Origin of the sequence: Citricoccus parietis, assembly GCF_042433045.1 — a bacterium.
Taxonomy (GTDB): Bacteria; Actinomycetota; Actinomycetes; order Actinomycetales; family Micrococcaceae; genus Citricoccus; species Citricoccus parietis.
The window spans coordinates 129,358-151,656 of the sequence record NZ_JBHLWH010000011.1 but is presented as its reverse complement, the minus strand read 5'-3'; the positions used below and the strand labels follow the sequence as shown (position 1 = coordinate 151,656).

The following is a 22,299-nucleotide window of genomic DNA, read 5'->3' as shown; positions in this document are numbered from 1 at the left end:
GTCATTCCCCTTCACCCTCGTCCATGCCGAACACGCGTTCCCCGTTGACCATCCGTCCGCCGCTGCCCCCGTCGAACCGGGGGCGCGTGGTCTGCTGCTCGTCCGCCTCACCGGGCCGCGGGGACGTGGACTCACGGTCGCCCTCGGCATCCGTGTCCTCCACGTCCACCACGATCACCGTGATGTTGTCCCGGCCGCCACCGTCCAGGGCCCGCCGGATCAACGCATCCACGGCATCCTGCGGCGAGTGGTTCTCTGCCAGTTCACGGCGGATCTCCTCGTCGGGCACCTCGGACGTCAGTCCATCCGAGCAGACCATGAGCCGGTCGCCGTCATGGACGGACAGCATCCAGAAGTCGGACACGGACGCCTCACCGGTGCCCAGGGCCCGGGTGATGACATGCCGGCGCGGGTGGTGCCGGGCCTCCTCATCCGTCAGGTACCCCTCGTCCACCATCTCCTGGACCTCCGAGTGGTCCACGCTGACCTGCTCGAACTCGCCCTCGGAGAGCCGGTAGGTACGGGAGTCCCCCACATTGAAGACCATCCAGTACAGCCCCTGCAGTTCCCGGACGATGGCCACCCCGGCCAGCGTGGTCCCCGCACGGGATCCCCCGACCCGGCGGATGGCCTGGTCCGCCGTGACCATGAGCTGCTGCAGCTCGTCAGCGGTGAGATCGTTGCGGACCTCCTTGACCCCCGCCGCCAGCGTCTCCACGCAGATCCGGCTGGCGACCTCGCCGGCCTCGTGGCCGCCCATGCCGTCGGCCACGGCGAAGAGGTTGCCGGTCACCACCAGCGAGTCCTCGTTCAGTTGCCGGCGCAGGCCCCGATGGGAGCCGAAGCCATAGTTGAGGCGGAAAGGTCTTTGGGGCACATCCACACTGGAATTCAAGGTCATGCAGCCGACACCGTGAAGGAACGGTCACCGAAATGCACCGTGGCCCCGACCGCCGCCAAGACGGGCTGGCCGGGATCGAGGCGCTGACGTTCGCCCCCGCGTGGGGTCACGCCCGAGCCGTTGGTGGAGTTGCGGTCGGTCACCCACACGCCGGTCGAGTCGACGGTCAGGTGCAGGTGCGTCTTGGACACGGAACGGCCCATGTCAGCGAACGGGATGAGCAAGTCCACGGTCTCCCCCGCGGCGGCGGCCGGGTTGCGGCCCACCAAGGCCGAGCCCGCGAGCACGTGGCTCTGGCCGTCGTCGAACCGGAGCTTGACGGCGGCGGGTCCCCTACTCACCTGGCTGCGCAGCTGGGTGGATCCCATTTCCTGGTCCGGGTCACCCGGGTTCGCCGTCTCGGCAGCGCCCCCGACCAAAACGACCTGATTCTCGTTGTAGCCCGAGGAGGACTGCCCCGCACCGGACGTGGCCGGGGCCGGAGCACCCGCAGGGGCCGGAGCTGATGCTCCGGCGGCGGCCGGCGCGTTGGCCGCCGCCTGGACGGCGGGAGCCGGTCGGACTGCGGATGTGCCGGTCGCGGGTCCGGGGAAGGGGCCCGACGGCGGCTGGGCCGGCTGCTGCGGTGCGCCCGGCTGGGGTGCCCCGGGGGCGGCGGCCTGGCCCGCGCCGGGCACGGAGGTGATGGGGCCGGCGGCGACGGCCGGGTTGAAGGCGGGCCAGCGGGACGCCGGCGGCACGGACACCCCGGTCTCCGGATGACCGGGGTCCCCGGGCTGCAGGGCGCCGGGCGCGAAGGTGGACGGGCCGTAGAGGCCACCGCTGGTCAGCGGGTTGCGGCCGGTGTTCACATCCACCACGAGGGTGCGGGCCACCTTGTCATGCCAGCCCTGGCGCTGGTGGTTGGTGTCCCAGATGTTGGACAGCAGCATCAGGATGGGGCCGATCACCGGGACGATACCGCTGACGGAGACGATGACCCAGCGCAGGAAGATCGGGCCCCAGCCGGCGGGAGTGCCCTCCTCGGAGGTGACGCGCAGGCCCAGGACCAGGTTGCCGGGAGTCTTGCCCGCGGACGCCTGCCAGCCCCACAGCCACACCGTGTAGGCCAGCGACACCACCGAGGCGATGAGCAGGGCCATGGTGTAGGTGGCCAACGCCTCCTGTTGGGCCACCCCGGCGGAGTCCAGCACCGCGGGGAACGTGGCACCGGTGGCGATGCCCACGGCCAGCGCCGGAATGATCTGGTCGATCACCCAGGCCGCCAAGCGCTTGCCGGCCGGTGCGTTGACCAGGTTCAGGGTTTTCTGCACGGGGTACCTTATTCCTGTTTCTCGCTAGCTTGCTGGTCCACTGTACGGACTCCGCGGCTCCGGCCGCCACGCCGGGCGGCACGGGCCTGGCGTTCTGCGGTCCGGTCGCCTCCGCGCCGTTCGGCCATCCGGGCACGATCCGCCTGACGCTGCTGTCTCTTCAGCTGGCGGCGCTGACGGTGACGGGCCCGGGCCTCGAGCATGAGCGACCGCGGCGTGTACTTCGCCCGGAACCGCTGCCAGCCGCTCACCGAGTCACGCATGCCGGCGATGTTCTCGTCGACCCTTGCCCAGTAGTCGGCGACCTGGGCCTCGTTCGGCTCTCCCGGGCCGAAGACGGCCTGGTCCGCGCGGCGGGCCAGCAGCGTGGTGCCGGCGGCCGCCGTCGGGAAGGCCCCTACCAGCTCCGTGGCGTGCTCGCGCCGGGTGCCGGAGCGTTGGGGTTCGGAACCGAGGTCCGTGGCGAGGCTGAGCACCTCGGACCAACCGCCCGAGACCTGCTCGGCGGGTGTCTGCGCCTCACGCCGCCTCTTGCGGCGGCGGCCCTTGAGGATCGCGATGATGAGCAGCGGGATCATCAGGATCAGCAGCGGGATCAGCGAGTAGACCACGATCATGACGATATGGCCCCACTGGTCCCACCAGGACCGTTCCTCCTGCTCGGCATCCTGGGGCTCCGGTGCCGTGTCCGGAGGCAGGTCGGCCTGCTCCTGCGGCGGCGGCGGGGGCTGGAGCACCTGCGGTTTGGGCGTGGACTTGGGTTCCTGCTGCGGCGGCGTGGGGACGTTGTCCTTGTCCGGGGTGGGGTCCAGGGCGATCCAGCCGACGTTCGCGAAATTGACCTCGACCCAGGCGTGGACATCCTTGCCCTTGATCTGGATCGGGCCGCCGTCCGCGGGATAGTTCTCCGGATAGAAGCCCATGACCACGCGGGCCGGGATGTCCAGGGACCGGGCCATCAGAGCCATGCCGACGGCATACTGCTCGTCATCTCCGATCCACTGCTCGGCGTCCAGCAACTGGGTGATGCGGCCGGCGTAGTGGCCGGAGAGGGAGGTGACCTCGCCCTCGCGGCCGTTGGAGAAGGCGCCGGACTCGTGAAGGGTGGACGCCAGGCCGCTGACGATGCCGAAGGGCTGGTCCTGGTTGCCCGTCAGTTCAGCGGCCTTCTCCGGGACGACCTGCGGCACCCCGGTCAACTCCGGCATGACGATCTCGCCGAAGTCCTGCCCCTCGAGCTCCTCGGGCGCCACCTGCACCGGGAAGACCACGTCCGCGGTGTAGGAGTCGCCCTCCTGCAGCGGGATGGTGGACAGGGCGGTCTCGTTGCCGTCGTTGTAGTAGAGCGACGTCGAGAGCTGGTCCGCCCGCGGTCCCTGCAGCACGGCGCCGTTGAGCTTGCCGCCGCCGGGCAGCCAGACCCCGTTGTAGGCCTCGATGCTGATGTCCAGGGTGCCGGTGGCCCGGTTCGGGATCTCGGTCTCGGCCATACCGGAGAGCCGGGAGGCATCACCGACGGGCGAGAAGTTGCCCCCGGACTGCGGGTTCACGTTGTAGACCATGCCGTCATAGGCATCCAGCGCGGCCAGCCGGACCCGCTGCCCCTCCGGCAACCCCTCGACCGTGAACAGGACCTCCTCGTGCTGGTCCTTGACGTACTGGCGGAACTTCATCAGCGGGCTCGGGTAGTCGAACAGCTCGATGGGCGGATCCACGACGTCGCGCAGCACCTTGCGGTCCTGGTCCTGCAGCAACAGCGGCGAGGCGGAGGCGGTCAGCAGACCGGCGACGGCAAGCACGGCGGCTCCCATGCCGACGCGGCGCCAGACCATCTTGCGTGCGGTCGCCGGATTGGACACCGTGGTGGTGTCTGCCGCGTCAGCGCCGCCTGTGTCTGTTCGAGTTCCCTGCACGCGCATCCGGTGGTGACGCCACGCGAGCCAGGCGACGGCGCCCATGATCAGCAGCATGCCGCGCACCACGGCCATGGGCGCGTCCTTGGTGCCGAACATGATCCCGACGACGGTCATCACCAGCACGGGGATGACGGTCCAGTAGGGCATGCGGACCCGCCAGGCCAGGAGACCGGCCACGAGTGCGGTGAACATCCCGGACAGGTAGGGGGCCACGAGCATGCCGCCGTTGACGCCCACCGGGGCGGCCACGGTGAGGATGTCCTTCCAGGCCGTGACCGGCCCGGTCACCAGGACCACGAGTGCATCCAGGCTTGGAAGGAAGCCGACGGCGGCCTCTGCGGGAGCCGCCAGCGCGAACCCGAAGACGAGGTAGCCGAGGATGGCCGCGCCGGTGGACATCCACACGTTCCAGCGTAGGTAGGCGCTGGCCAGGGCGATGCCGAGGCCCAGCACGATGCCGCCGAATCCGGCCACCAGGTAATGCCAGTCTCCGGCGAAGGTGTCCTGGAAGCCCAGCAGGCCGAGGCCGAGCAGCACGATCAGCACCGCGGCGTCGATCACGATCTGGGCCCAGGATAAGCCGAACCTGAATCCCTTCTGCCGGGCCTGCTTCGGCAGGGTCGGCATGGACTTCCTCGCGCCGCGGGCCATCATGCCGCCGCCTTGCGCAGGGCCAGCCCGAGGTCCTGCAGGTCGCCGATCGAGACGACGGTGAGGTCGCCGATGTTGGCGCGCTGGGTCTCCAGGCCGTGGGCACAGCGGATGGCGAACGCACGCACGCCCGGGGGCACGTGGTTGGTGGCCTTGCGGAGGTCTCCGGCGGTCGGCTGGTCCCCGGTGATGAGGAAGAACACGGAGGCGTTGGGGACGTGGTCAGCGGTCTCGCGAGCCACGTCCACACTGGTCTTGCGCAGGGGTTTGCCCTCAATCCGGGTCATGTCATCCAGCATGTTGCGCCCTGTCTCCGTGTGTACCGGGCCGGCATGGGTGCGGATGGACAGGTTGCGCTGTTCCTTGAAGGCCTCGAGACCGATGGAGGACGCGACCGAGATCGCGAGCTCGAAATCGTTTTCGGTGGCGTACTCGGACGTACTCGTGGACAGGGCGATGGCCAGGTGTGCGCGCCGGGTCTCCTCGAACTGGCGCACCATGAGCTTGTTGGTGCGGGCCACCGTCTTCCAGTGGATGTGGCGGCGATCGTCTCCGGGGACATAATCACGCAGCGCGTGGAAGGAGACGTCCGCGCTGGACAGGTCACGGGTGGGCAGGCCCTCGAGGTCGCGGATGAACCCGGCCGAGGAGCCCTGCAGTGCCACCGTCCTCGGGTGGACATACAGTTCCTCCGGCTCGGTCCACTTCAACTGGCGGCGCAGCAGGGCCAGCGGATCCTGGCGCACGGAGCGCACGGGGCCGACCGTGATGACCGCACGGCGATGCGTGGGAATGGTGAAGAGGTCCTCGTGCACGGCACCCGGGCGCATGCGCGGCAACTGGAAGACGGCGGTGGCCCGCCCCACGGGCAGTTCCATGGCGGCCGGCATCAAGGCCTTGTCCGCCGTGTTGGTCACCTCGATCGCGCCGACGGCACGGTCACCCACGGCCACGCGGGACCGCGCGAGGTCCAGATCCACCCGATAGGAGGACCGGCCCAGGATGAACCCGATGGCGAGCAGCAGCAGGAACACGCCCACCAGCCCGGCCACGATGGCCTCGGCCCAGCCGAAGACGAGTCCGACGACCCAGGACCCGACGGTGATGACCAGCACGAGCCAGCCCAACGGGGAGATGACCTCCAGGACCGGCTGGACGTTCTTGCCCCACCACCCGGTCGCGGCCTCGAGGGCCGGCTCGGTGGTGACCGCCGTCGTCTCCCGCAGGCGACGCCAGCGGTCCTGAAGCTGGACCGCCGCCTTGCTGGCCCGTTCGGAGGACTTCGAGGGGCCCTTCTGCTGCGGGGTGGTGGCCTGGGGTGCCGATCCACGGCGGCTGGGGGCCTTCGTGGAGCGCCGCGAACGTCGCGTTTCGGGTGATGACTGCGTGCTCATGTGGTGCGGGGGCCTCTCATGCGCCGGTGGCGGACGAGCCACCGCGGTACACGGTGTCCTCGTTCGCCTCGTCGGCGGCAGAACCGGCAGCCGGACCGGACGCCATGGCGGCGGCCGGCACGGGGGCCTCGGACCGATGCTGCGGGGCTCCGACAGTGGCCAGGACGCGCGTCAGGACAGCCTGGGGCGTGGCCCCGGCGAACTCGGCCTCCGGGTCCAGCACCAGTCGGTGGGTCCACACATGCGGGGCGAGGTCCTTGATGTCATCCGGCAGCACGTAGTTGCGGCCGTAGGAGGCGGCACGCACCTTGGCCGCGCGCACCATGGCCATGGCCCCGCGCACGGAGACGCCCAGCCTGGTCTCGTCCGCCAGGCGGGTCTCCTCGGTCAGCTCGGCGATGTAGTTCAGCACGGCCCCGTCCACGTGGACGGTGGTGGCCAGCTCGGTCATGTCCCGGATGGCCTGGGTGGTGATGATCGGGGTCAGGGCACCGGAGCGGTCCTTCGTGGCGGCGCCGGAGAGCAGCTCCACGGTGGACTTGCGGTCCGGGTAGCCGATCGAGGTCTTGATCAGGAAGCGGTCCAGCTGGGCCTCGGGGAGCTTGTAGGTACCGGCCTGCTCGATGGGGTTCTGGGTGGCGATGACCATGAAGGGGCGCTCGTTGGTGTAGGTGACGCCGTCCACGGTCACCCGTGACTCCTCCATGACCTCCAGGAGGGCCGACTGCGTCTTCGGCGAGGCGCGGTTGATCTCATCGGCCAGCACGATGTTCGCGAAGATCGGCCCCTGGTGGAACTCGAACTCCTGGGACTTCTGGTCGTAGATGGTCACACCCGTGACGTCCGAGGGCAGCAGGTCCGGCGTGAACTGGATGCGGGAGTGGGTGCCCTTGACCGTGGCGGCCAGCGAGCGGGCCAGCATGGTCTTGCCGGTGCCGGGGGCGTCCTCGAGCAGGACGTGGCCATCCGTGAGCATGGCCGTGAGGACCAGCGAGATGACGTCCTCCTTGCCCAGGATGGCCTGGCCGATGTTGTCCGAGATCTTCTCGAACGTCCCGGCGAACCACTCGGCCTGTTCGGTGGTCATGGTCATGGGTGTTGCTCGCTTTCGTGGGGCTTCAGTGTGCTGAGTGGTGAGGTGAGGACCGAGCGACCAGGAAACTACCAGGGCCGCATCTTGTTGGAGTCGATGCCGTTGACACGTGCCCAGACGTTGAAATGCGGACCCGAGTAGGTGCCGTGCCAGCAATTGATCATCTTGCGGGCGCTGCCCCCAGACCCCACCGAGATGGTGTGGGTGGAATTATTGAACTGGTGCGTCCCGCCCCGGTCAGACATGCACTGGACAACGTGGTTGCCCGCTGGGAAATCCTGGACCGATACCTCCAGCTTCCGGCAGTCTGACGTGCACTGACCGGGGATGTTGACCGTGTCACCCGGCTGCATCGTGACCTTCGGCTGTGGCGGTGGCGGCGGGGCCTCGTTCGAGGTGGCCGGCTTCGGCCATTCCCTCGACTGCTGGGCGGAGGAGTCCAGGGTCGTGGCCACCTTGACCACGACCGTGGACGTCGTGGAATACCCGACGTCCTTGGTGAAGGAGCCCGACGTGGCGTCGACCTTCTGGCCGTCCACCGTGACGGTCATGGTCAGCCCGCGCCCGTTCTCGTAGTCACGTACGTTGGGGTTCCAGCTGAACGACACCTTCTTCTCGCCGCCGCTGGCCTTGACGTTCGCGGCGTCCTTGATCGGGCCGTAGGCACTGGTCTGGTTGGAGGATCCGGAGGCGTCACCGGCACCGGCCGCATTCAGGGCGCGGACCCTCACGGTCACGTCCTTGCCGTTGCTGCCCACGTTGATGGTGCTGCCCGGCCTGCTGATGTTATTCCAGCTGCCACCGCTGACCTGGTACTGGTAACCGGTGATCGGCGAGCCGTTGGCCGAGCCGGGGCTGAAGTCCACCTTGATGGTGTTGTTCTTGCCGGTGGCATCGATCGAGGGCTTGGATGGCGCCTTCGGCCGCCCGTAAGGGGTGACCGCAGTCGAGCGTGGCGAGCCTTCGGATTTCCCGACCCGGTTCTCTGCCACCACGGAGAAGGAATACGACGAGGTGGTCTTCAGGCCGGTGACCTGTTGCGATGTCCCACTGATATCGCTGATCGTCCTGTCCAACTTGCCGCCCTCGTAGACGTGCAGGTGGTACTTCGAGATGGACGCGCCATTGTTGTTGGGCGCACTCCACCGCACGTTGGCCACACCTCCGTTGACGGCGGACTCGGCCCGGGAGGCCGAGGGGGCCAAAGGCTGCATGGGTACCCCGGCCGGGGTGATCGATGACGACCATCCGGAGAATTCGCTGGGCCGGTCCGCGTCGTTCACGGCCTGGATCCGGAACTGGTAGGCGGTGCCGTTCGTCAGGCCCTCCCACGTGGTGGAGGTGCCCGAGACCGTCTTCTGCGTCACACCGCCCGCGGGTGCCGGTGAGATCTCCACCGTGTAGGAGGTGATGGGCGAACCCCGATTGACCGGGGCGGTCCACGTCAGGTCGATCTTCTGGTCCCCGTCCGTCCCCGTTGGCGGGGCCGGCTGTTCTGGCTCCACATCCGGCCGGGCCGGGGCCGAGGACACCGAAGGATCCGACTCGCCGACCTCGTTCGTGGCGGTGACCGCGAAGGTGTACTCCTGGTTGTTCGTCAGTCCGGAGATCGTGCACGTGGTGGCCGCGCACTCCTGGTTCACGCCATCTGCGGTGACCGTGTAGCCCGTGATGGCCGCACCGTTGTTGGCCGGAGCGTCCCACGTCAACACGACCTCAGAGTCACCCACGGAATCCACCCGGGGTATACCGGGAGCCTCGGGCACGCCCTTCACGTTCAGCGTGATGGTGCCCTGGACGTGGCGGTCGGGATCCTCCGTCATGTCCTGCACGGTGTACTGGACCGTCATCTGGCCGACCAGGTTCTCATCGGGGGTGACCACCACCGAGTCACCGGAAACCACGGCCTCTCCCGCTCCGCCGGCCAGTTCGGTACCCACCAGTTGAAGCTCACCCTCGCCCTCGAACGGATTCACGTCGTTCGCGAGGACGGGAACCGTCTCAGCCCCGCCCTGATGGGCGTCCGGCACGGTGTCCGGGTTGGCCACCGTCAGTGGGCGGTCCGAGGCATTGACCGTGAGCGTCACCTGCGCCGGCACGGGATCGGACTTGCCGTCCGTCACCGTCACCTGGACGGTGCCGCGGGTGCCCTTCGGGGTGTCTGCACCGGCGCTGGCGGTGAGCACGGACCCCTCGAGGTTGACATCCAGGCCCTCGATGGAAGACTCCCCCAAAGCGAAGGTGAGGTTCTCGGCGTCGTCCGGGTCCGGGTCGGAGGCGGCCTGGGCCAGATCGAGGCTCGCCGGATCGCCACCGGCGGCAACCTCCATGGTGTTGGACTGGAACAGCGGCGGGATGTTCTCATCCGGGCGCGGCAGCACCCGGACCGGCTGGGTCAGGACCGCCTTCAGGCCCTCGGCGTCATCCGGTCCGGAGCCGTCTGTCACCTCGAAGGTCACGGAGGCGGCGCCGGTGAAGTCCGCGGGTGGGGTGAAGACCAGGTCGGTGGCGGAGCGGACCAGGCCGCCCTCGGACTCCGGCGTCGAGGACACCTTGGACTCCTCGGTGAGCCGTGGCGACTTGCCATCCCGGACCACCACGAGGTCGTCCAGGTTCAGGGGCAGTTCCTCACCGGCCGTCACCTCGATCGGCGCGTCGGAGCGCAGCGTCGGGCGGGCCTCACCAGCTCCGGGGACGATCACGAAGGCATAGGCGGAGAGGTCGTCGGCATCCGTGAGCCGGTAGATGATCACCTGCGGGTTGGACTGCACGGGGACCACCAGCTGGTTGTCCTCCGTGAGGGTCACGCCCTCCGGGTTCTCCGGCAAGTCCACCACCAGATCGTCCGGGGTGCCGTCCGGGTCCTCATCGTTCTTGAGGATGTCCACCGTGACCTGGTCTTCATCCACGGTCTCCCGGAAGGAGACGCGGTCGTCCCGGGCGATCGGCGCACGCAGCGGTGCGTTGGGGTCCGACTCGACCGTCAGCGTTCCGGTGTCCTGACCACCGCGGCCGTCCGTGATGGTGTAGCGCACGGAGACGAACCCGGCCTCCGCCGGTGAGGTCAGCAGGATGCGGCCATCCACCAGGGCGGCGTCCGAGCCCTCGGTGGCCTCCAGCGTGTCCACGAACTTCAGCTCGTCCCCGTCCGCGTCCGTGTCATTGGACAGCACGTCCACGGCCACCGGCCGGTCCGGGCGCACCTGGATGGAGTCATTGACGGCCACGGGAGGGGTGTTCTCCTGCGCCACGGGGGCGATGCCGACCATGATGGTCCCGGTGGAACGGGCCCCGAGGCGGTCCTCGACCACGTAGGTGAACACGTCGGTCCCGGTGGAGCCGGCCGTGGCCGTGTACTCGATCGAGTTGGCCGTGACCTTCGCGGACCCCTTGGTGGGGGGATTCTCCAGCTGCACCAGGGACACCGAGTCCCCATCCGGGTCGATCCCGTCCAGCGGGATCGGTATGGCGACGGTCTCGCCGGAGAACACGCGGCCCTCCACGGTCTCCGGAGACGGCGGTGAGTTGTTCTCCAGGTCCAGTGCGTTGATGTGGAACGTCACCCGGGCTGAGGCCTGCTGGCCGTCCGGTCCGGAGACGGTGTAGACGGCGGAGACCGTCTTGGCCTCCTCGCCGGCACGGAACCGGATCTTGTTGTCCGAGACTGACACCAGGCCGTCCGCCTCGTCGACGCCCTCGGCCAGCTCGGGCTCGAGGGTGAGTTCGGCACCGTTGGGATGGACATCGTTGTCCAGGACCGGCACGGTGACCACGTCTCCGGCCCGCACCACGGCGGTGTCCGGATTGGGCCGCGGCGGCTCCATGGACTCCGGGGCCGGGATCGGGATGACGGTGACTTCGCCCTTCGAGGCGGCCGTGCCGTTCGTGACGGTGTAGGTGAACGTCACCGGTTCGGTGAGTCCCTGCTGGTCTGTGACGCGCAGGACGGCGTTGCGCTCCACGGAGACGTTGAAGGGGGCGTCCTCCGGCACGTCCACCTGCTGGGCCACCAGCACGCCGCCCTCGGGATCGGAGTCGTTGCCGAGGATGTTGACCAGCACCTCGCCGTTGGCGGGCAGCAGCGCCACGTCACGCACGGCCACCGGCGTACCGGTGTTCTTGTCCGGGTCCTTCACGTCCACCCGGATCAGCCCCGGGGCGGAGGCCGGCCCGTTGGTGGCGACGTACTTCAGGTAGAAGGTCTTCTCCTGATCCGAGCGGAAGGACACGGTGCCCGTGTCACTGTTCATGTCCACGTCCGCACCGGAGATCGGATCCACATGGGCCAGGCGCAGCTCGGTCCCGGTCGGGTCGAAGTCGTTCTCCAGCGGTGAGAAGGTGGCCTCCTCTCCCACGTTGACGGTCACGTGGTCCGTGGCCGTGATCGGCGGGGCCGCACCCTTGGGCAGCACCTCGATGACCACCCGGCCGGTCTCCGACTCGCGCCGGTCGGAGACGGTGATCTCCAACTCCTTGGTGCCGTCGGTCTTGCCGACGTCCTCGAAGGTCAGCACGCCGTCCGGACGCACCCGCACCACATCACCGTCTTCGGAGACCGCCCCCATCAGTTGCAGGTCGTCCCCGTCCGGGTCCTTCCAGTCCGTCAGGATGTTCTGCGAGACCTCGGTTCCGGCCTGGACCCGCAGGGTGGTCACCCGTTCCTGGACGGGCTTGCTGTTCTCGTCCTCTGGGACCACGCGCACGGTGGCCTGGGCCTGGTCGGTCCCCCCACGACCGTCGTCCGCCGTGTAGGTGAAGGAGGACGAACCGCTCGCGTCCTCGGGGACCACCATCTGGAATCCCGTGCCGTCGTAGATCTCCTGCAGGGTGCCGGTCTCAGGCTGGTTACCGGCCAGTTCCGCGGTCAGCAGGTCGCCGTCCGGGTCCACGTCGTTGAACAGCACCGGCAGGGCGGTGGTGCGCCCGGCACGGACGCCGAAGGTGTCATCCTCGGCGACCGGCTTCTGGTTCTCCTCCTGGCGGTCCGGCAATTCGATGGAGTCGGTGATCTCGTCCGACTCCTCTTCCTCCTGCTCGCCCTCGCCCTTCGGCGGTTCCAGGTCCGCCCAGTTGTTGACGATCTTCATGCCGTCCGCCACGAGCCAGGTGTTGCCCTGCGAGATGTCGTTGAGCACCACCACGTCCCGGTTGACCCGGAACACCATCTGGGCCTCGGCCGGCATCTCGGGGATCTGCTCGGTGGTGTCCTGGGAATCATCGTCGCAGTCACGCTGGTACAGGCCGGAACCCTGCCAGGCCGCGTGCGTGCAGGTCCCCACGCGCACCGGCTGGATCGGGGCGCCGGTGGTCTCCACGGTGGTGTACTGGGGCTCCCCGCCGGCCAGCGGCACGGTCGCGGTCTTGTTGGCGAGCGCGACGACGGCCCCGTCCGCCTCCGGTCCCGGCGCCTGGAGCTTTCCCTCGGCGGGGTCGACGACGCTGGAGGCCTCGCCCTCGGAGGTGACCAGGGTGCCGGAGGCCGCATCGAAGATGACGCCCGTCTCCCCGACGGCCGAGATCTGTGGCTCGGCCATCCCGGCGAGCCCGTCGATCTCGGTGGACGAGACCTCCCGGAAGCCGGCCGGGTCGCTATCCGCGCCGTCGTCGTTGCCTTCTGGGGCGCCGTCCGTGTCCTCCTCGCCAGCCGGGGCCTCGCCATCCCCGACCGCCTCGGTGGAGCTGCCCTGATCGGACTGCTCGCGGAGCTCCTCGTCCGTCAGCGGGCGGAAGCCCTTGATGAGGTTGGCGTCCAGGTCGGCCACCCACACCGTGTCGTCGCGGCCCACGGCCGAGAGCACCCGGCCCTCGCCCTCGTAGAACGGGTCCGCGGATTCGGAGGAGATGGCCCCGAGGTTCTGGGTGGTGGCGGCGTAGACCCGGCCCTGCTCCGTGTCCGAGACGGCCACGATGTTCTCGCCGTAGGAGAAGGAGGAGTTGGCCGGGAGCATCGTCTCGTCGGAGAGGACGAAGGCGGCCGGGTCCACGGTGGTGGCGGCGCCCATCTCGAGGTCGCGGAGGTAGACCTGGTCCGCGTGCTGCGCCAGGTCGAACTCGGTCATGGTGGTGGCCACGCCGCCGTCGAGGGTCTGAGACTGGTAGTTGAGGTGGGCGACCTTGTTCTCTGCCGCGTTGACCACCCACACGCCACCGTCATTGAGATCGACGTCCGCGGTCTGGAAACCCGGATAGAGGATGGCGCCGGTCACGGCCACGGCGGAGACACCCACGAACGCCGTCGCCTTCAACGCGCCCTGGCGCCCGGCGCCGAAACCTGTCCCCACGTTTTATCCCCCGATGGTGAAATCACGGGCCGTCCTGCGCGCCAACGGCACAGCGGCCACTGAAGGGGAAGTCTACCGGTTCAGCCGAAGGCGCAAACCTGAAATGGCCCTGAGGGCATGGGTAGTTCTCCCCATATACGCCCGTGACCGTCGGCCAGTGTCAATCGACCACGAGACCATTGCCGGAGCCGGGCATGAGGATGGACGGCCGGATCTCGCCGAATCCCCGGACCATCCGCGGAGGCTGCGGGACCAGGACGAACCGATCGTCCGCCTCCAGTGCCATGGCCGTCATCGCGTCCACCAGGACGGTGCCCGGGTCCGCGAGCGCGGTCAGCCGGGAGGCGAGGTTCACGGTGGGGCCGTAGATGTCCCCCAGCCGGGAGAGGACGCGGCCCCACACCACGGAGACGCGGGACGAGGGCAACACGGGGTCGTCGGCCATGGCCTGCGCCAGCGCGAGGCCGATCTGGGCTCCGGCCTCCGGCGTCTCGGCGTTGAACAGGACCTCGTCACCGACCGTCTTGACCAGCCGGCCACCGCCGATCGAGATGATCTCGGCGCACTTGTTCTCGAAGCGCTGCACCATCTGGGCCAGCGTGCGCTCGTTCATCTGACGGGACAGGGAGGTGTAGGAGACCATGTCCGCGAAGCCCACCGCGCGGGCCAGCGGCAACGGGGCGTCGTCCTCAGACCCGTCCCGGCCCACGGCACTGGCCGCCAGGCCCGCCTCCACCCGGACGGTGAGACGCTGCACCGCCGAGTTGAGCTGCCGCCGGTAGGAATAGGCCATGACCTCTTCGAGGGGTTCGATGATCTCCGGCAGCATCCGGACCACCTCGCGGCGGGCCTGCGGATCCGTCATGCCCTCACTGATCTTGTTCTCCACGAGGGCCTCGATCTGCCACACGACCATGCGATCCGTCATCTGGCCGATGGAGCGGGTCAGGGAGATGGCCGTCTCCTCGTTCAGGATGCCTCGCCGGACCAGGTCGATCATGGTGCCGATCGCGTCGGTGTCCTGCTGGGTGAAGGCCCGGTCCTCGTCCTTGACATTGGGGAAGCCCAGGGCGCGCCAGAGCTTACGGGCCGAGATCAGGGAGACGCCGAGTTCACTGGCCATGTCCCGCCGGGTCATCGAGCGCGGTCCGCCCAGCAGGTCCTTCTCCAGGGCCGAGATCGCCTGGGTCCAGGTGGTGACCTCCTGCTCGTCCTCCAAGGCCAGCGCGGACGTGGTGGTGGTGTCCGGGGCCGGCTGCCGGGCCTGGCGTTCCACGCCCTCCGCGGGGACCTGCTCCATCTGCGCTGTCTGCGGCAGCGGTGCGTCAGCGGGGCCGTCCTCGGGCGTCCGGGCGGGGCCGGGTGCCGGGGCGGGGCCTGTCGCCGGTGCGGGCCCGGACGGCTGATCGGCCGCGGGCTGGACACCCTCGGTCAGCAGGCCCAGATCACCGTGGTCATCCAGGGACGTCGGTTCGGGCAGGTCATCCCAGTCGTCCATCGGACCGGTGTACTCAGCCACGGTAGCCACCCCTCATCATTGGTCCTGGTGCCGACCCTGGTGCCGGTCGAAGTGCCTGTCCCGGTGCTGGTCGCAGTGCCGGTCCCGGTGCTGGTCCTGGCTCCGCGGGTGGGCCGGCCGTCCCGGCGTGGGCGGAGATCTCCTGGTGCAGGGCGCCGACTTCCCGGAGGATCAGTTCCCGCAAGCGCGCCGCCTCGGGCATGTTCGCGAGCACCCACGAGCCGCCGGCCCCATGGTCCACCAGGAGGTCCCCGGAACGGGTCATCTTCTGCCCGCGGCGCTGGCGCAGGCGGACGTCGTAGACGGAGAGCAGGTGCAGGGAACGCTCCCTGGACTTGCCGATTCCGGCCCGTTGCAGGATGCGGCGCGTGGTCAGCAGGGTGCGGCGGTTGAACCAACGCCAGGCGGGGCGCAGGCAACCGAAGAGCAGGGCCACGGCGGCCAGGATCCAGGCGACGACCACGAGCCAGCTGCGGGATTCCACCATGAAGTCCGCCAGGTCCGGCCGGGCGAGGAAGCCCTGCACGTAGCCGGTGGCCACGGCGATCAGCATGAGGCGCAGGACGGGCATCGTCAGGGCACGCGGGTGCGAGCGGGTACGCACGCGTACCTGCTCACCGGGCGCCAGCCTCAGTCCCACGTCGGGCCATCCTCTCCAGGGATCATCGGGTTGCCTCGGACTGCAGCGGTCCGGCTGCAGTCCGTCAGCGGCGCAGGTGCACCACGTCAGCGGCGGAAACCTCCAGCAGGTCACCGCGTCGAGTGGTGCCGGGCACCGCTGTGTCCATCTTCCCACGGTCGGCCGGCTCCACGAGGAGGGTTCCGCCGGGTCCCAGCGCCCTCGCGGTCCCCGTCAGCCGGGAACCGTCCGGCAGGTGCACGGTCACCTCGGTGCCCAGGGTCGCCAGCCGGCCCACGACGCCGGCCGCGGCCGGATGCGCTCCGTCCACCTCTCCGGGGTGCTCGCGGACCGCGCGGGTGAAGCCGTCCAGTCGCGCAGAGAGCGCGCCCAGCAGGGCGTTCAGCAAGTCCGGTGCCGAGGGCACGGCCCCCTCGGGCACCCACTCGGCGACCGACGTCGCCGTGGGGACCGGGGCCCCGCCGGGACCGAAGTCCAGGTTGAGGCCGAGCCCCAGCACGATCCCGGACTGGTCCGGCAGTACCGAGGCGAGGATGCCGCAGAGCTTGCGGCCGTCCTCCGCCAGCAGGTCGTTGGGCCATTTCACCTGGGCCGGGACTCCGAGACTCCGCAGCTCTGCGCTGGTGGCGGCGGCCGCCACCAGTGTGACCCAGCTGAAGTGCTCCACGGGCAGTTCCGGGCGCAGCACCACGGAGACAGACAGGGCCGTGCCAGGAGCGGTGGTCCAGCCGCGCCCCCTGCGGCCGCGGCCCGACCGCTGGTTCAGGGTGGCCAGGGCGGACAGGTGTGGCCACCGGTCCGGTTGGGCCGCGGCCTGGGCGATGAGCTGTTCCTGTGTCGAGTCGGCCTGCTCCAGCCACGTAACGGTCATGCCTCTAGGTATAGCGGGTGGTACTGGTCATTCGCTGGACCAATACGGGGGCCACCGGCACCAATCTTGTGCGGTTCCTACAAGAGGTAGCGGTCCGCGCGTCACTAGACTGGGCCCTGGCCGTGATGTTCACGGGGCCTTCCCCGAAACCACCGCCGCACCGCTTGTATGAAAGTTCCAACCGACGGAGGACCTGTGACCGAACCGGATCTGACCACCACGGCCGGCAAACTGCAGGACCTGGAGCGCCGCCGGGCCGAGGCCGCCCTGCCGTCCGGCCAGGCCGCCGTGGACAAGCAGCATGACCGGGGCAAGCACACCGCCCGCGAACGCGTCGAGCTGTTGCTGGATCCCGGATCGTTCATCGAGTTCGATGCCCTCGCGGTACACCGCACCACCGCCTTCGGCATGGACCGGAAGAAGCCCATCGGTGACGGGCTGGTGTCCGGCTACGGCACCATCGACGGCCGCATGGTGGCCGTGTACTCCCAGGACTTCACGGTCTACGGCGGCTCCCTGAGCCAGGTCAACGGCGAGAAGATCGTCAAGGTCCAGGAGTTCGCCGCCCGGAACGGCTGCCCGGTCATCGGGATCAATGACGGCGGCGGGGCACGGATCCAGGAGGGCGTCGCCTCCTTGGCAATGTTCGCGGACATCTTCCGCAACAACGTCATGTCCTCCGGTGTGATCCCGCAGATCACCCTCATCATGGGCCCCTCGGCCGGCGGCGCCGCCTACTCCCCCGCCCTGACCGACTTCATCATCATGGTGGACAAGACCTCGCACATGTTCATCACCGGCCCGGACGTGATCAAGACCGTCACGGGCGAGGACGTGGACATGGAGACGCTCGGTGGCGCCCGCCAGCACAACGCCTCCACGGGAACCGCCGCCTACCTGGCCGCCAACGAGGAGGACGCTCTCGAGTACGTGCGCGAGCTGCTTGAGTTCCTCCCCTCCAACAACCTGGCCGAGGGGCCGGTGGAGCCCTTCGAGGAGGAGCTGGAGGTCACCGCGGAAGACCTCGAGCTGGACACGCTGATCCCCGATTCGGCGAACCAGCCCTATGACATGCTCACCGTGATCGAGCACGTGGTGGACGACGCCCACTTCCTGCAGGTCCAGGAGCTCTATGCGCCCAACGTGATCTGCGGACTCGGCCGGGTCGAGGGGCATTCCGTGGGAATCGTGGCCAACCAGCCGATGCAGTTCGCCGGCACCCTGGACATCAACGCCTCGGAGAAGGCCGCCCGCTTCGTCCGGTTCTGCGATGCCTTCAACATCCCGATCATCACGCTCGTGGACGTCCCCGGGTTCCTGCCCGGCACGGACCAGGAGTTCTCCGGGATCATCCGCCGCGGCGCCAAGCTCATCTACGCCTACGCCGAGGCCACCGTCCCGAAGCTGACCGTCATCACCCGCAAGGCCTACGGCGGTGCCTACATCGTCATGGGGTCCAAGAAGCTCGGCGCGGACCTCAACCTCGCGTGGCCGACCGCCCAGATCGGCGTGATGGGAGCCCAGGGAGCGGTCAACATCCTCTACCGCCGGGACCTCAAGGCCGTCGAGGAGTCCGGGGGTGATGTGGAGGCCAAGCGCCAGGAGATCATCGAAGGCTACGAGGCCGAACTGCTCAACCCCTACCAGGCGGCCGACCGCGGTTACGTGGACGCCGTCATCACGCCGGCCGAGACCCGGACCCAGATCGTGCGGGGCCTGCGGGCCACCTTCCACAAACGCGAATCGCGGCCCGCCAAGAAGCACGGGAACATCCCCCTGTGAGCGGCCGGGACACCTTGGACCAGGCAGAGACCCTACAGACCATGGAGACGGACACGACCCGGGAGGCCATGATGGACACGCAGCACCCCACCTCTGAGACCAATCAGGCAGCGGAGCCGGCCCTGCTCGTCAAGGGCAACCTCGATGCCGAGGAGACGGCCGCCCTGACGGCGGTCATCCACGCCGTGGCCGCTCAGGCCGAACAGCACCGGCGTGAGGGTGCCGGACGCACCGACCGGGACCGCACCCTGGACCGCCGGCGCCGCCTCGGGCTGTGGGCCCGTCCCGGTTCCGGCTCCTGGAAGCACGCCGCCGGACAGCGCTGACCCTCGCCTCCAGCCCCAGCCCCAGCCATCCTGCCGAACGACAGTGATCATCCGTGTGGCGCGGCAGGATCGGTGTGGGACGAGGTTCGTTCGACCGAGTCTTCAGTCGGTCCCGCCGCGCACCACGTCCACGTGCACGTGGTCGAGGTGGCGCAGGATCTCATTGCCCGGGTCAGAGGCACGGTAGTCCTGCCACTGCCCGCGTGAGCTGCGGGCGCTCCAGACCTGGTCATCGAAGATGACGTACTGGATGTCCAGGTCTTCGGCATGGGCGACCAGCCAGTGGGCCAGCAACCATCCATCCCTCCGGTTCTCCTCGGACACCGGGCGGAAGAAGATGTCGATGGCCCGGCCCTCGTAGTGGGTGGACCCTTCCTGATGCCCCTGATCCACGCCGCCCGGCGCGAACCCGCCCAGGCTCTGCTCACCGAACACGTCGGTCATCGACTCCCTGACAAGCTCCGCGCGTGGCGTCAAACCGGTGGCGGCCGGCTGCTGCTCCGGAACGTCTTCACGCACCGACCCGCGGCAGCTCAGACTTGCACCGGCATCCTCGGGTGGCCCCTCGGCCAGACGCCGCACGACCGACGGGTCGAGGCCTGAGGTATCCGGGGCGGCCATCCCCCGCGCCGAGAGCGCCACGGCCGTGGTGGCCAGCTTCGCCTCCTCGCGGTCGAGTCCGACCTCCCCGTCCGCGGTACTCACCGTGCACTCCCCGTTCCATGGCAGTAGATCGCCCCGCGAAAGCTGGCCACTGAACAGGCCGGCCCCGATGAGGACCAATGACCCCGCGATCACCACGAAGAGGACGAGGCCCGGGAGCGGCGCTCGGTTCGGGCGACGGCGCTCCTGCGTCTGCTCGGTCATGGCGGGGGTGTTCTCCTAGTGGCGTCGAGAGCCGTCACACACCACGTCCGGGACTGTTTCGCCGGGTGTCTCAGCAAGCTCTACCGTCAACGCTACGCCCCCGCGTCGCGGTGTAGGAGGCCCGGCGACGTCGAGACCATCACGTCGGAAGCGGTTAGGGTGCTGGCATGAGCGAACCCACCGGCCACACCCCGCCGCACCAGCAGAACCAGCCCGGTCAGAACGGCCGGCCCCGCCAGCTCTCCTCGATCGACGCGCTGGCCAACCGCTACTTCGCCGACACCCTCGCCCTGCACCCCGAGGAGGCCACCGCGCTGGGCCACCCCGGCCACGAGACCGAGTACTCGGACTACTCCCCCGCCGGAGCGTCCGCCCAGGACGAGCTGAACCGGGTCCTGCTCGAGGACCTCGACCGCCTCACTCCCGCCGACGACGTGGACCAGGTCACCGCCGCCGCGCTGCACGAGCGGGTGGGGCTGGAACGCCGGATCCACGCCACCGGCCGCACCGAGCTGAACAACCTGGCCTCCCCGGCCCAGGAGATCCGCAACATCCTGGACCTGATGCCCATGGAGACCGAGCAGGACTGGGCCCAGATCGCCGGCCGGCTGGCCAACCTGCCCGATGCCCTGGCGGGATACGCCGAATCCCTGCGGGCATCGCGCGACGCCGGACAGGTCGCCGCCCAGCGCCAGGTCGACATCGTCATCGAGCAGGCCGAGGCCCACTCCGCCGCCGGGGGCTTCTTCCCGGGGCTGGTCGAGCGCGCGTCCGCGGCCGGCGTCGTGCCCTCCGCCCTGCTCACCGAGCTGGAGGCCCAGGCGAGCAAGGCCGGGACCGCCTACCAGGAGCTGGCGGACGTCCTGAAGGAGGAGGTGCGGGACAGCGCGCCGGAACGGGACGCCGTCGGGCGGGACCTCTACGAGCTGTACTCGCAGGAGTTCCTGGGTGCCCAGATCGATCTGGAGGAGACGTACGCGTGGGGGCAGGAGGAGCTCGCGCGGATCATCGAGGCCCAGCAGGCCGACGCCGAACGGATCCAGCCGGGTGCCACCATCGACGAGGCCCGCGCGATCCTGGACGCGGACCCGGCCCGCCGGCTGCAGGGCACCGCGGCGCTGCGGGACTGGATGCAGGGCGTCACCGACACCGCACTGCAGGAGATGACCCGCTACTTCGAGATCCCCGCCCCGATGGACCGGGTCGAGTGCATGATCGCCCCCACGCAGGAAGGCGGCGTCTACTACACGGGCCCCTCGGACGACTTCTCGCGGCCCGGCCGCATGTGGTGGTCCGTGCCCGCCGGGGAGGACTCCTTCACCACGTGGCAGGAGACCACCACCGTCTACCACGAGGGCGTGCCGGGTCACCATCTGCAGATCGGCACGGCCATGCTGGCCCAGGACGAGCTGAACGACTGGCGGCGCAATGGGCTCTGGACCTCGGGGCACGGCGAGGGCTGGGCCCTGTACGCCGAGAAGCTCATGGACGAGTTCGGTTTCCTCACGGATCCGGGCGACCACCTCGGCATGCTGGACGCCCAGCGGATGCGTGCGGCCCGGGTGGTGTTCGACATCGGCGTGCACTGCGGCTTCGAGGCCCCGGCGTCCGAGGGCGGCGGCGTGTGGACCCCCGAGCAGGGGTTCGCGTTCCTGACGAAGCACCTCAACGACTCCCCCGGACAGATCCGGTTCGAATTCATCCGGTACCTCGGCTGGCCGGGGCAGGCACCGTCCTACAAGGTCGGCCAGCGCATCTGGGAGCAGATCCGTGCCGAACAGGCCGACCGCGCTGCAGCCCAGGGCCGCGAGTTCGACCTCAAGGCCTTCCACACCCGGGCCCTGCGCCTGGGTTCCATGGGGCTGGACACCCTGCGCAAGGCGATGGCATGAGCGGCGGTTCGGGCGCTGAGCTGAGCGCCGCTCCGGCGCCCGGACCTGAGGCCACTGAACGTCAGGAGCACGACGGCGGCGCACCGGTACCGCGGCTGGTGCTGGCCTCGGCCTCGCCGGCCCGGGCCCGGATCCTCGAGGCCGCCGGCCTTCCGTTCACCGTGGTGGTCTCGGACGTGGACGAGGACGCGATCGCCGCAGCCCATCCGTTGGCCAGTCCGGCCGAGACCGCCCAACTGCTCGCCCGGGCCAAGGCCGAGGACGTCGCGGGGCACCCCGAGGCGTCGGGCGCCCTGGTGATCGGCTGCGATTCGGTGTTCGAGCTGGACGGCGTGGCCTACGGCAAGCCCTGGGAACCCGAGGTCGCCCTGGAGCGGTGGCGGATGCAGTCCGGCCGTACAGGTGAGCTGCACACCGGCCACTGGGTCGTGGACAACCGGGACCTGACCAGCCGTGCCGTCGAGACGCCGCTCGCGCCGCCGGCCACCGGAGCGCTGTCGAGCGCCGTGGTGAGGTTCGCCGACGTCGACGAGGAGGAGATCGCCGCGTACGTGGCCACCGGCGAGCCCCTGCAGTGCGCCGGGGCCTTCACGATCGACGGCCGCGGAGCAGCCTTCGTCACCGCGGTGGAGGGGGACCCGAACGCCGTGATCGGCCTGTCCGTCTCCACCCTGCGGACGCTGCTGGCGGAGTTCGGGGTCTCCCTGGCGTCCCTGTGGGAGGCCGGCGGCGCCTGAGCCGGGAGTGCCTGAGCCGGCGGTGTGTCTGCCACAACTGTGCCTGCCGGCGGTGTGCCCGCTGGCAGTGTGCCTGTTCTCACACGGCCGCAGGCACTTTTCGGGTGAGGCGTCCG

The 22,299-nt window shown here is 69.4% G+C and carries 14 protein-coding genes; 4 read left to right on the top strand and 10 right to left on the bottom strand.

What is annotated here, in order from left to right; translation table 11 throughout:
* Position 1 precedes the first annotated feature (1 nt).
* From ACFFIO_RS03895 to ACFFIO_RS03855, 9 genes are all read right to left on the bottom strand, one after another.
* Entirely contained in the window at positions 2-901 is a 900-nt protein-coding gene (locus ACFFIO_RS03895) for a PP2C family protein-serine/threonine phosphatase (protein WP_378040285.1), read from the bottom strand.
* Positions 898-2,214: an RDD family protein gene (locus ACFFIO_RS03890; RefSeq protein WP_378040284.1), complete on the bottom strand. Its 1,317-nt coding sequence runs from the start codon at positions 2,212-2,214 to the stop codon at positions 898-900. Before ACFFIO_RS03890 ends, ACFFIO_RS03895 begins: the two co-directional genes overlap by 4 nt.
* A gap of 8 nt (positions 2,215-2,222) precedes the next feature.
* Positions 2,223-4,757: a transglutaminase TgpA family protein gene (locus ACFFIO_RS03885; RefSeq protein ID WP_378040283.1), complete on the bottom strand. Its 2,535-nt coding sequence runs from the start codon at positions 4,755-4,757 to the stop codon at positions 2,223-2,225.
* Between the two features lie 23 nt (positions 4,758-4,780).
* Entirely contained in the window at positions 4,781-6,175 is a 1,395-nt protein-coding gene (locus ACFFIO_RS03880; protein ID WP_378040282.1) for a DUF58 domain-containing protein, read from the bottom strand.
* A gap of 16 nt (positions 6,176-6,191) precedes the next feature.
* On the bottom strand, positions 6,192-7,268 hold the full coding sequence (locus ACFFIO_RS03875) for an AAA family ATPase (protein ID WP_378040281.1): 1,077 nt from the start codon (positions 7,266-7,268) through the stop codon (positions 6,192-6,194).
* A 68-nt stretch (positions 7,269-7,336) separates the two neighbouring features.
* Positions 7,337-13,549, bottom strand: a complete 6,213-nt coding sequence (locus tag ACFFIO_RS03870) for an Ig-like domain-containing protein (RefSeq protein WP_378040280.1) — start codon at positions 13,547-13,549, stop codon at positions 7,337-7,339.
* A 160-nt stretch (positions 13,550-13,709) separates the two neighbouring features.
* Positions 13,710-14,849 carry an adenylate/guanylate cyclase domain-containing protein gene (locus tag ACFFIO_RS03865; protein ID WP_378040309.1) on the bottom strand — a complete coding sequence of 380 codons (1,140 nt, stop codon included), beginning with the start codon at positions 14,847-14,849 and terminating at the stop codon, positions 13,710-13,712.
* Between the two features lie 211 nt (positions 14,850-15,060).
* Positions 15,061-15,708 carry a PH domain-containing protein gene (locus tag ACFFIO_RS03860; protein WP_378040279.1) on the bottom strand — a complete coding sequence of 216 codons (648 nt, stop codon included), beginning with the start codon at positions 15,706-15,708 and terminating at the stop codon, positions 15,061-15,063.
* 64 nt (positions 15,709-15,772) lie between these two features.
* Positions 15,773-16,579, bottom strand: coding sequence for a biotin--[acetyl-CoA-carboxylase] ligase (locus ACFFIO_RS03855; protein ID WP_378040278.1), 807 nt, complete (start codon positions 16,577-16,579; stop codon positions 15,773-15,775).
* Positions 16,580-16,774: 195 nt separating this feature from the next.
* Between ACFFIO_RS03855 and ACFFIO_RS03850 the strand changes: the two genes are divergently transcribed.
* Positions 16,775-18,361 (top strand): acyl-CoA carboxylase subunit beta, encoded by a 1,587-nt coding sequence (locus ACFFIO_RS03850; protein WP_236557783.1) that lies wholly within the window; start codon positions 16,775-16,777, stop codon positions 18,359-18,361.
* Between the two features lie 41 nt (positions 18,362-18,402).
* On the top strand, positions 18,403-18,687 hold the full coding sequence (locus tag ACFFIO_RS03845) for an acyl-CoA carboxylase subunit epsilon (RefSeq protein WP_378040277.1): 285 nt from the start codon (positions 18,403-18,405) through the stop codon (positions 18,685-18,687).
* Between the two features lie 102 nt (positions 18,688-18,789).
* On the opposite strand, the gene ACFFIO_RS03840 is transcribed toward ACFFIO_RS03845, so the two are convergent.
* Entirely contained in the window at positions 18,790-19,554 is a 765-nt protein-coding gene (locus ACFFIO_RS03840; RefSeq protein WP_378040276.1) for a VldE C-terminal domain-containing protein, read from the bottom strand.
* A 167-nt stretch (positions 19,555-19,721) separates the two neighbouring features.
* Here ACFFIO_RS03840 and ACFFIO_RS03835 point away from each other — a divergent pair, with 167 nt between their 5' ends.
* Both ACFFIO_RS03835 and ACFFIO_RS03830 read left to right on the top strand, forming a co-directional pair.
* Positions 19,722-21,446, top strand: coding sequence for a DUF885 domain-containing protein (locus tag ACFFIO_RS03835; RefSeq protein ID WP_378040275.1), 1,725 nt, complete (start codon positions 19,722-19,724; stop codon positions 21,444-21,446).
* Positions 21,443-22,183: a Maf family protein gene (locus tag ACFFIO_RS03830; protein WP_378040274.1), complete on the top strand. Its 741-nt coding sequence runs from the start codon at positions 21,443-21,445 to the stop codon at positions 22,181-22,183. Before ACFFIO_RS03835 ends, ACFFIO_RS03830 begins: the two co-directional genes overlap by 4 nt.
* Positions 22,184-22,299 lie beyond the last annotated feature (116 nt).

Coding starts and splice junctions, on each gene's coding strand:
- ACFFIO_RS03835 (WP_378040275.1), top strand. CDS start 19,722: ATGAGCGAACCCACCGGCCACACCCCGCCGCACCAGCAGAACCAGCCC.
- ACFFIO_RS03865 (WP_378040309.1), bottom strand. CDS start 14,849: ATGGAGCAGGTCCCCGCGGAGGGCGTGGAACGCCAGGCCCGGCAGCCG.
- ACFFIO_RS03845 (WP_378040277.1), top strand. CDS start 18,403: ATGGAGACGGACACGACCCGGGAGGCCATGATGGACACGCAGCACCCC.
- ACFFIO_RS03840 (WP_378040276.1), bottom strand. CDS start 19,554: ATGACCGAGCAGACGCAGGAGCGCCGTCGCCCGAACCGAGCGCCGCTC.
- ACFFIO_RS03880 (WP_378040282.1), bottom strand. CDS start 6,175: ATGAGCACGCAGTCATCACCCGAAACGCGACGTTCGCGGCGCTCCACG.
- ACFFIO_RS03885 (WP_378040283.1), bottom strand. CDS start 4,757: ATGCCGACCCTGCCGAAGCAGGCCCGGCAGAAGGGATTCAGGTTCGGC.
- ACFFIO_RS03830 (WP_378040274.1), top strand. CDS start 21,443: ATGAGCGGCGGTTCGGGCGCTGAGCTGAGCGCCGCTCCGGCGCCCGGA.
- ACFFIO_RS03855 (WP_378040278.1), bottom strand. CDS start 16,579: ATGACCGTTACGTGGCTGGAGCAGGCCGACTCGACACAGGAACAGCTC.
- ACFFIO_RS03895 (WP_378040285.1), bottom strand. CDS start 901: ATGACCTTGAATTCCAGTGTGGATGTGCCCCAAAGACCTTTCCGCCTC.
- ACFFIO_RS03875 (WP_378040281.1), bottom strand. CDS start 7,268: ATGACCATGACCACCGAACAGGCCGAGTGGTTCGCCGGGACGTTCGAG.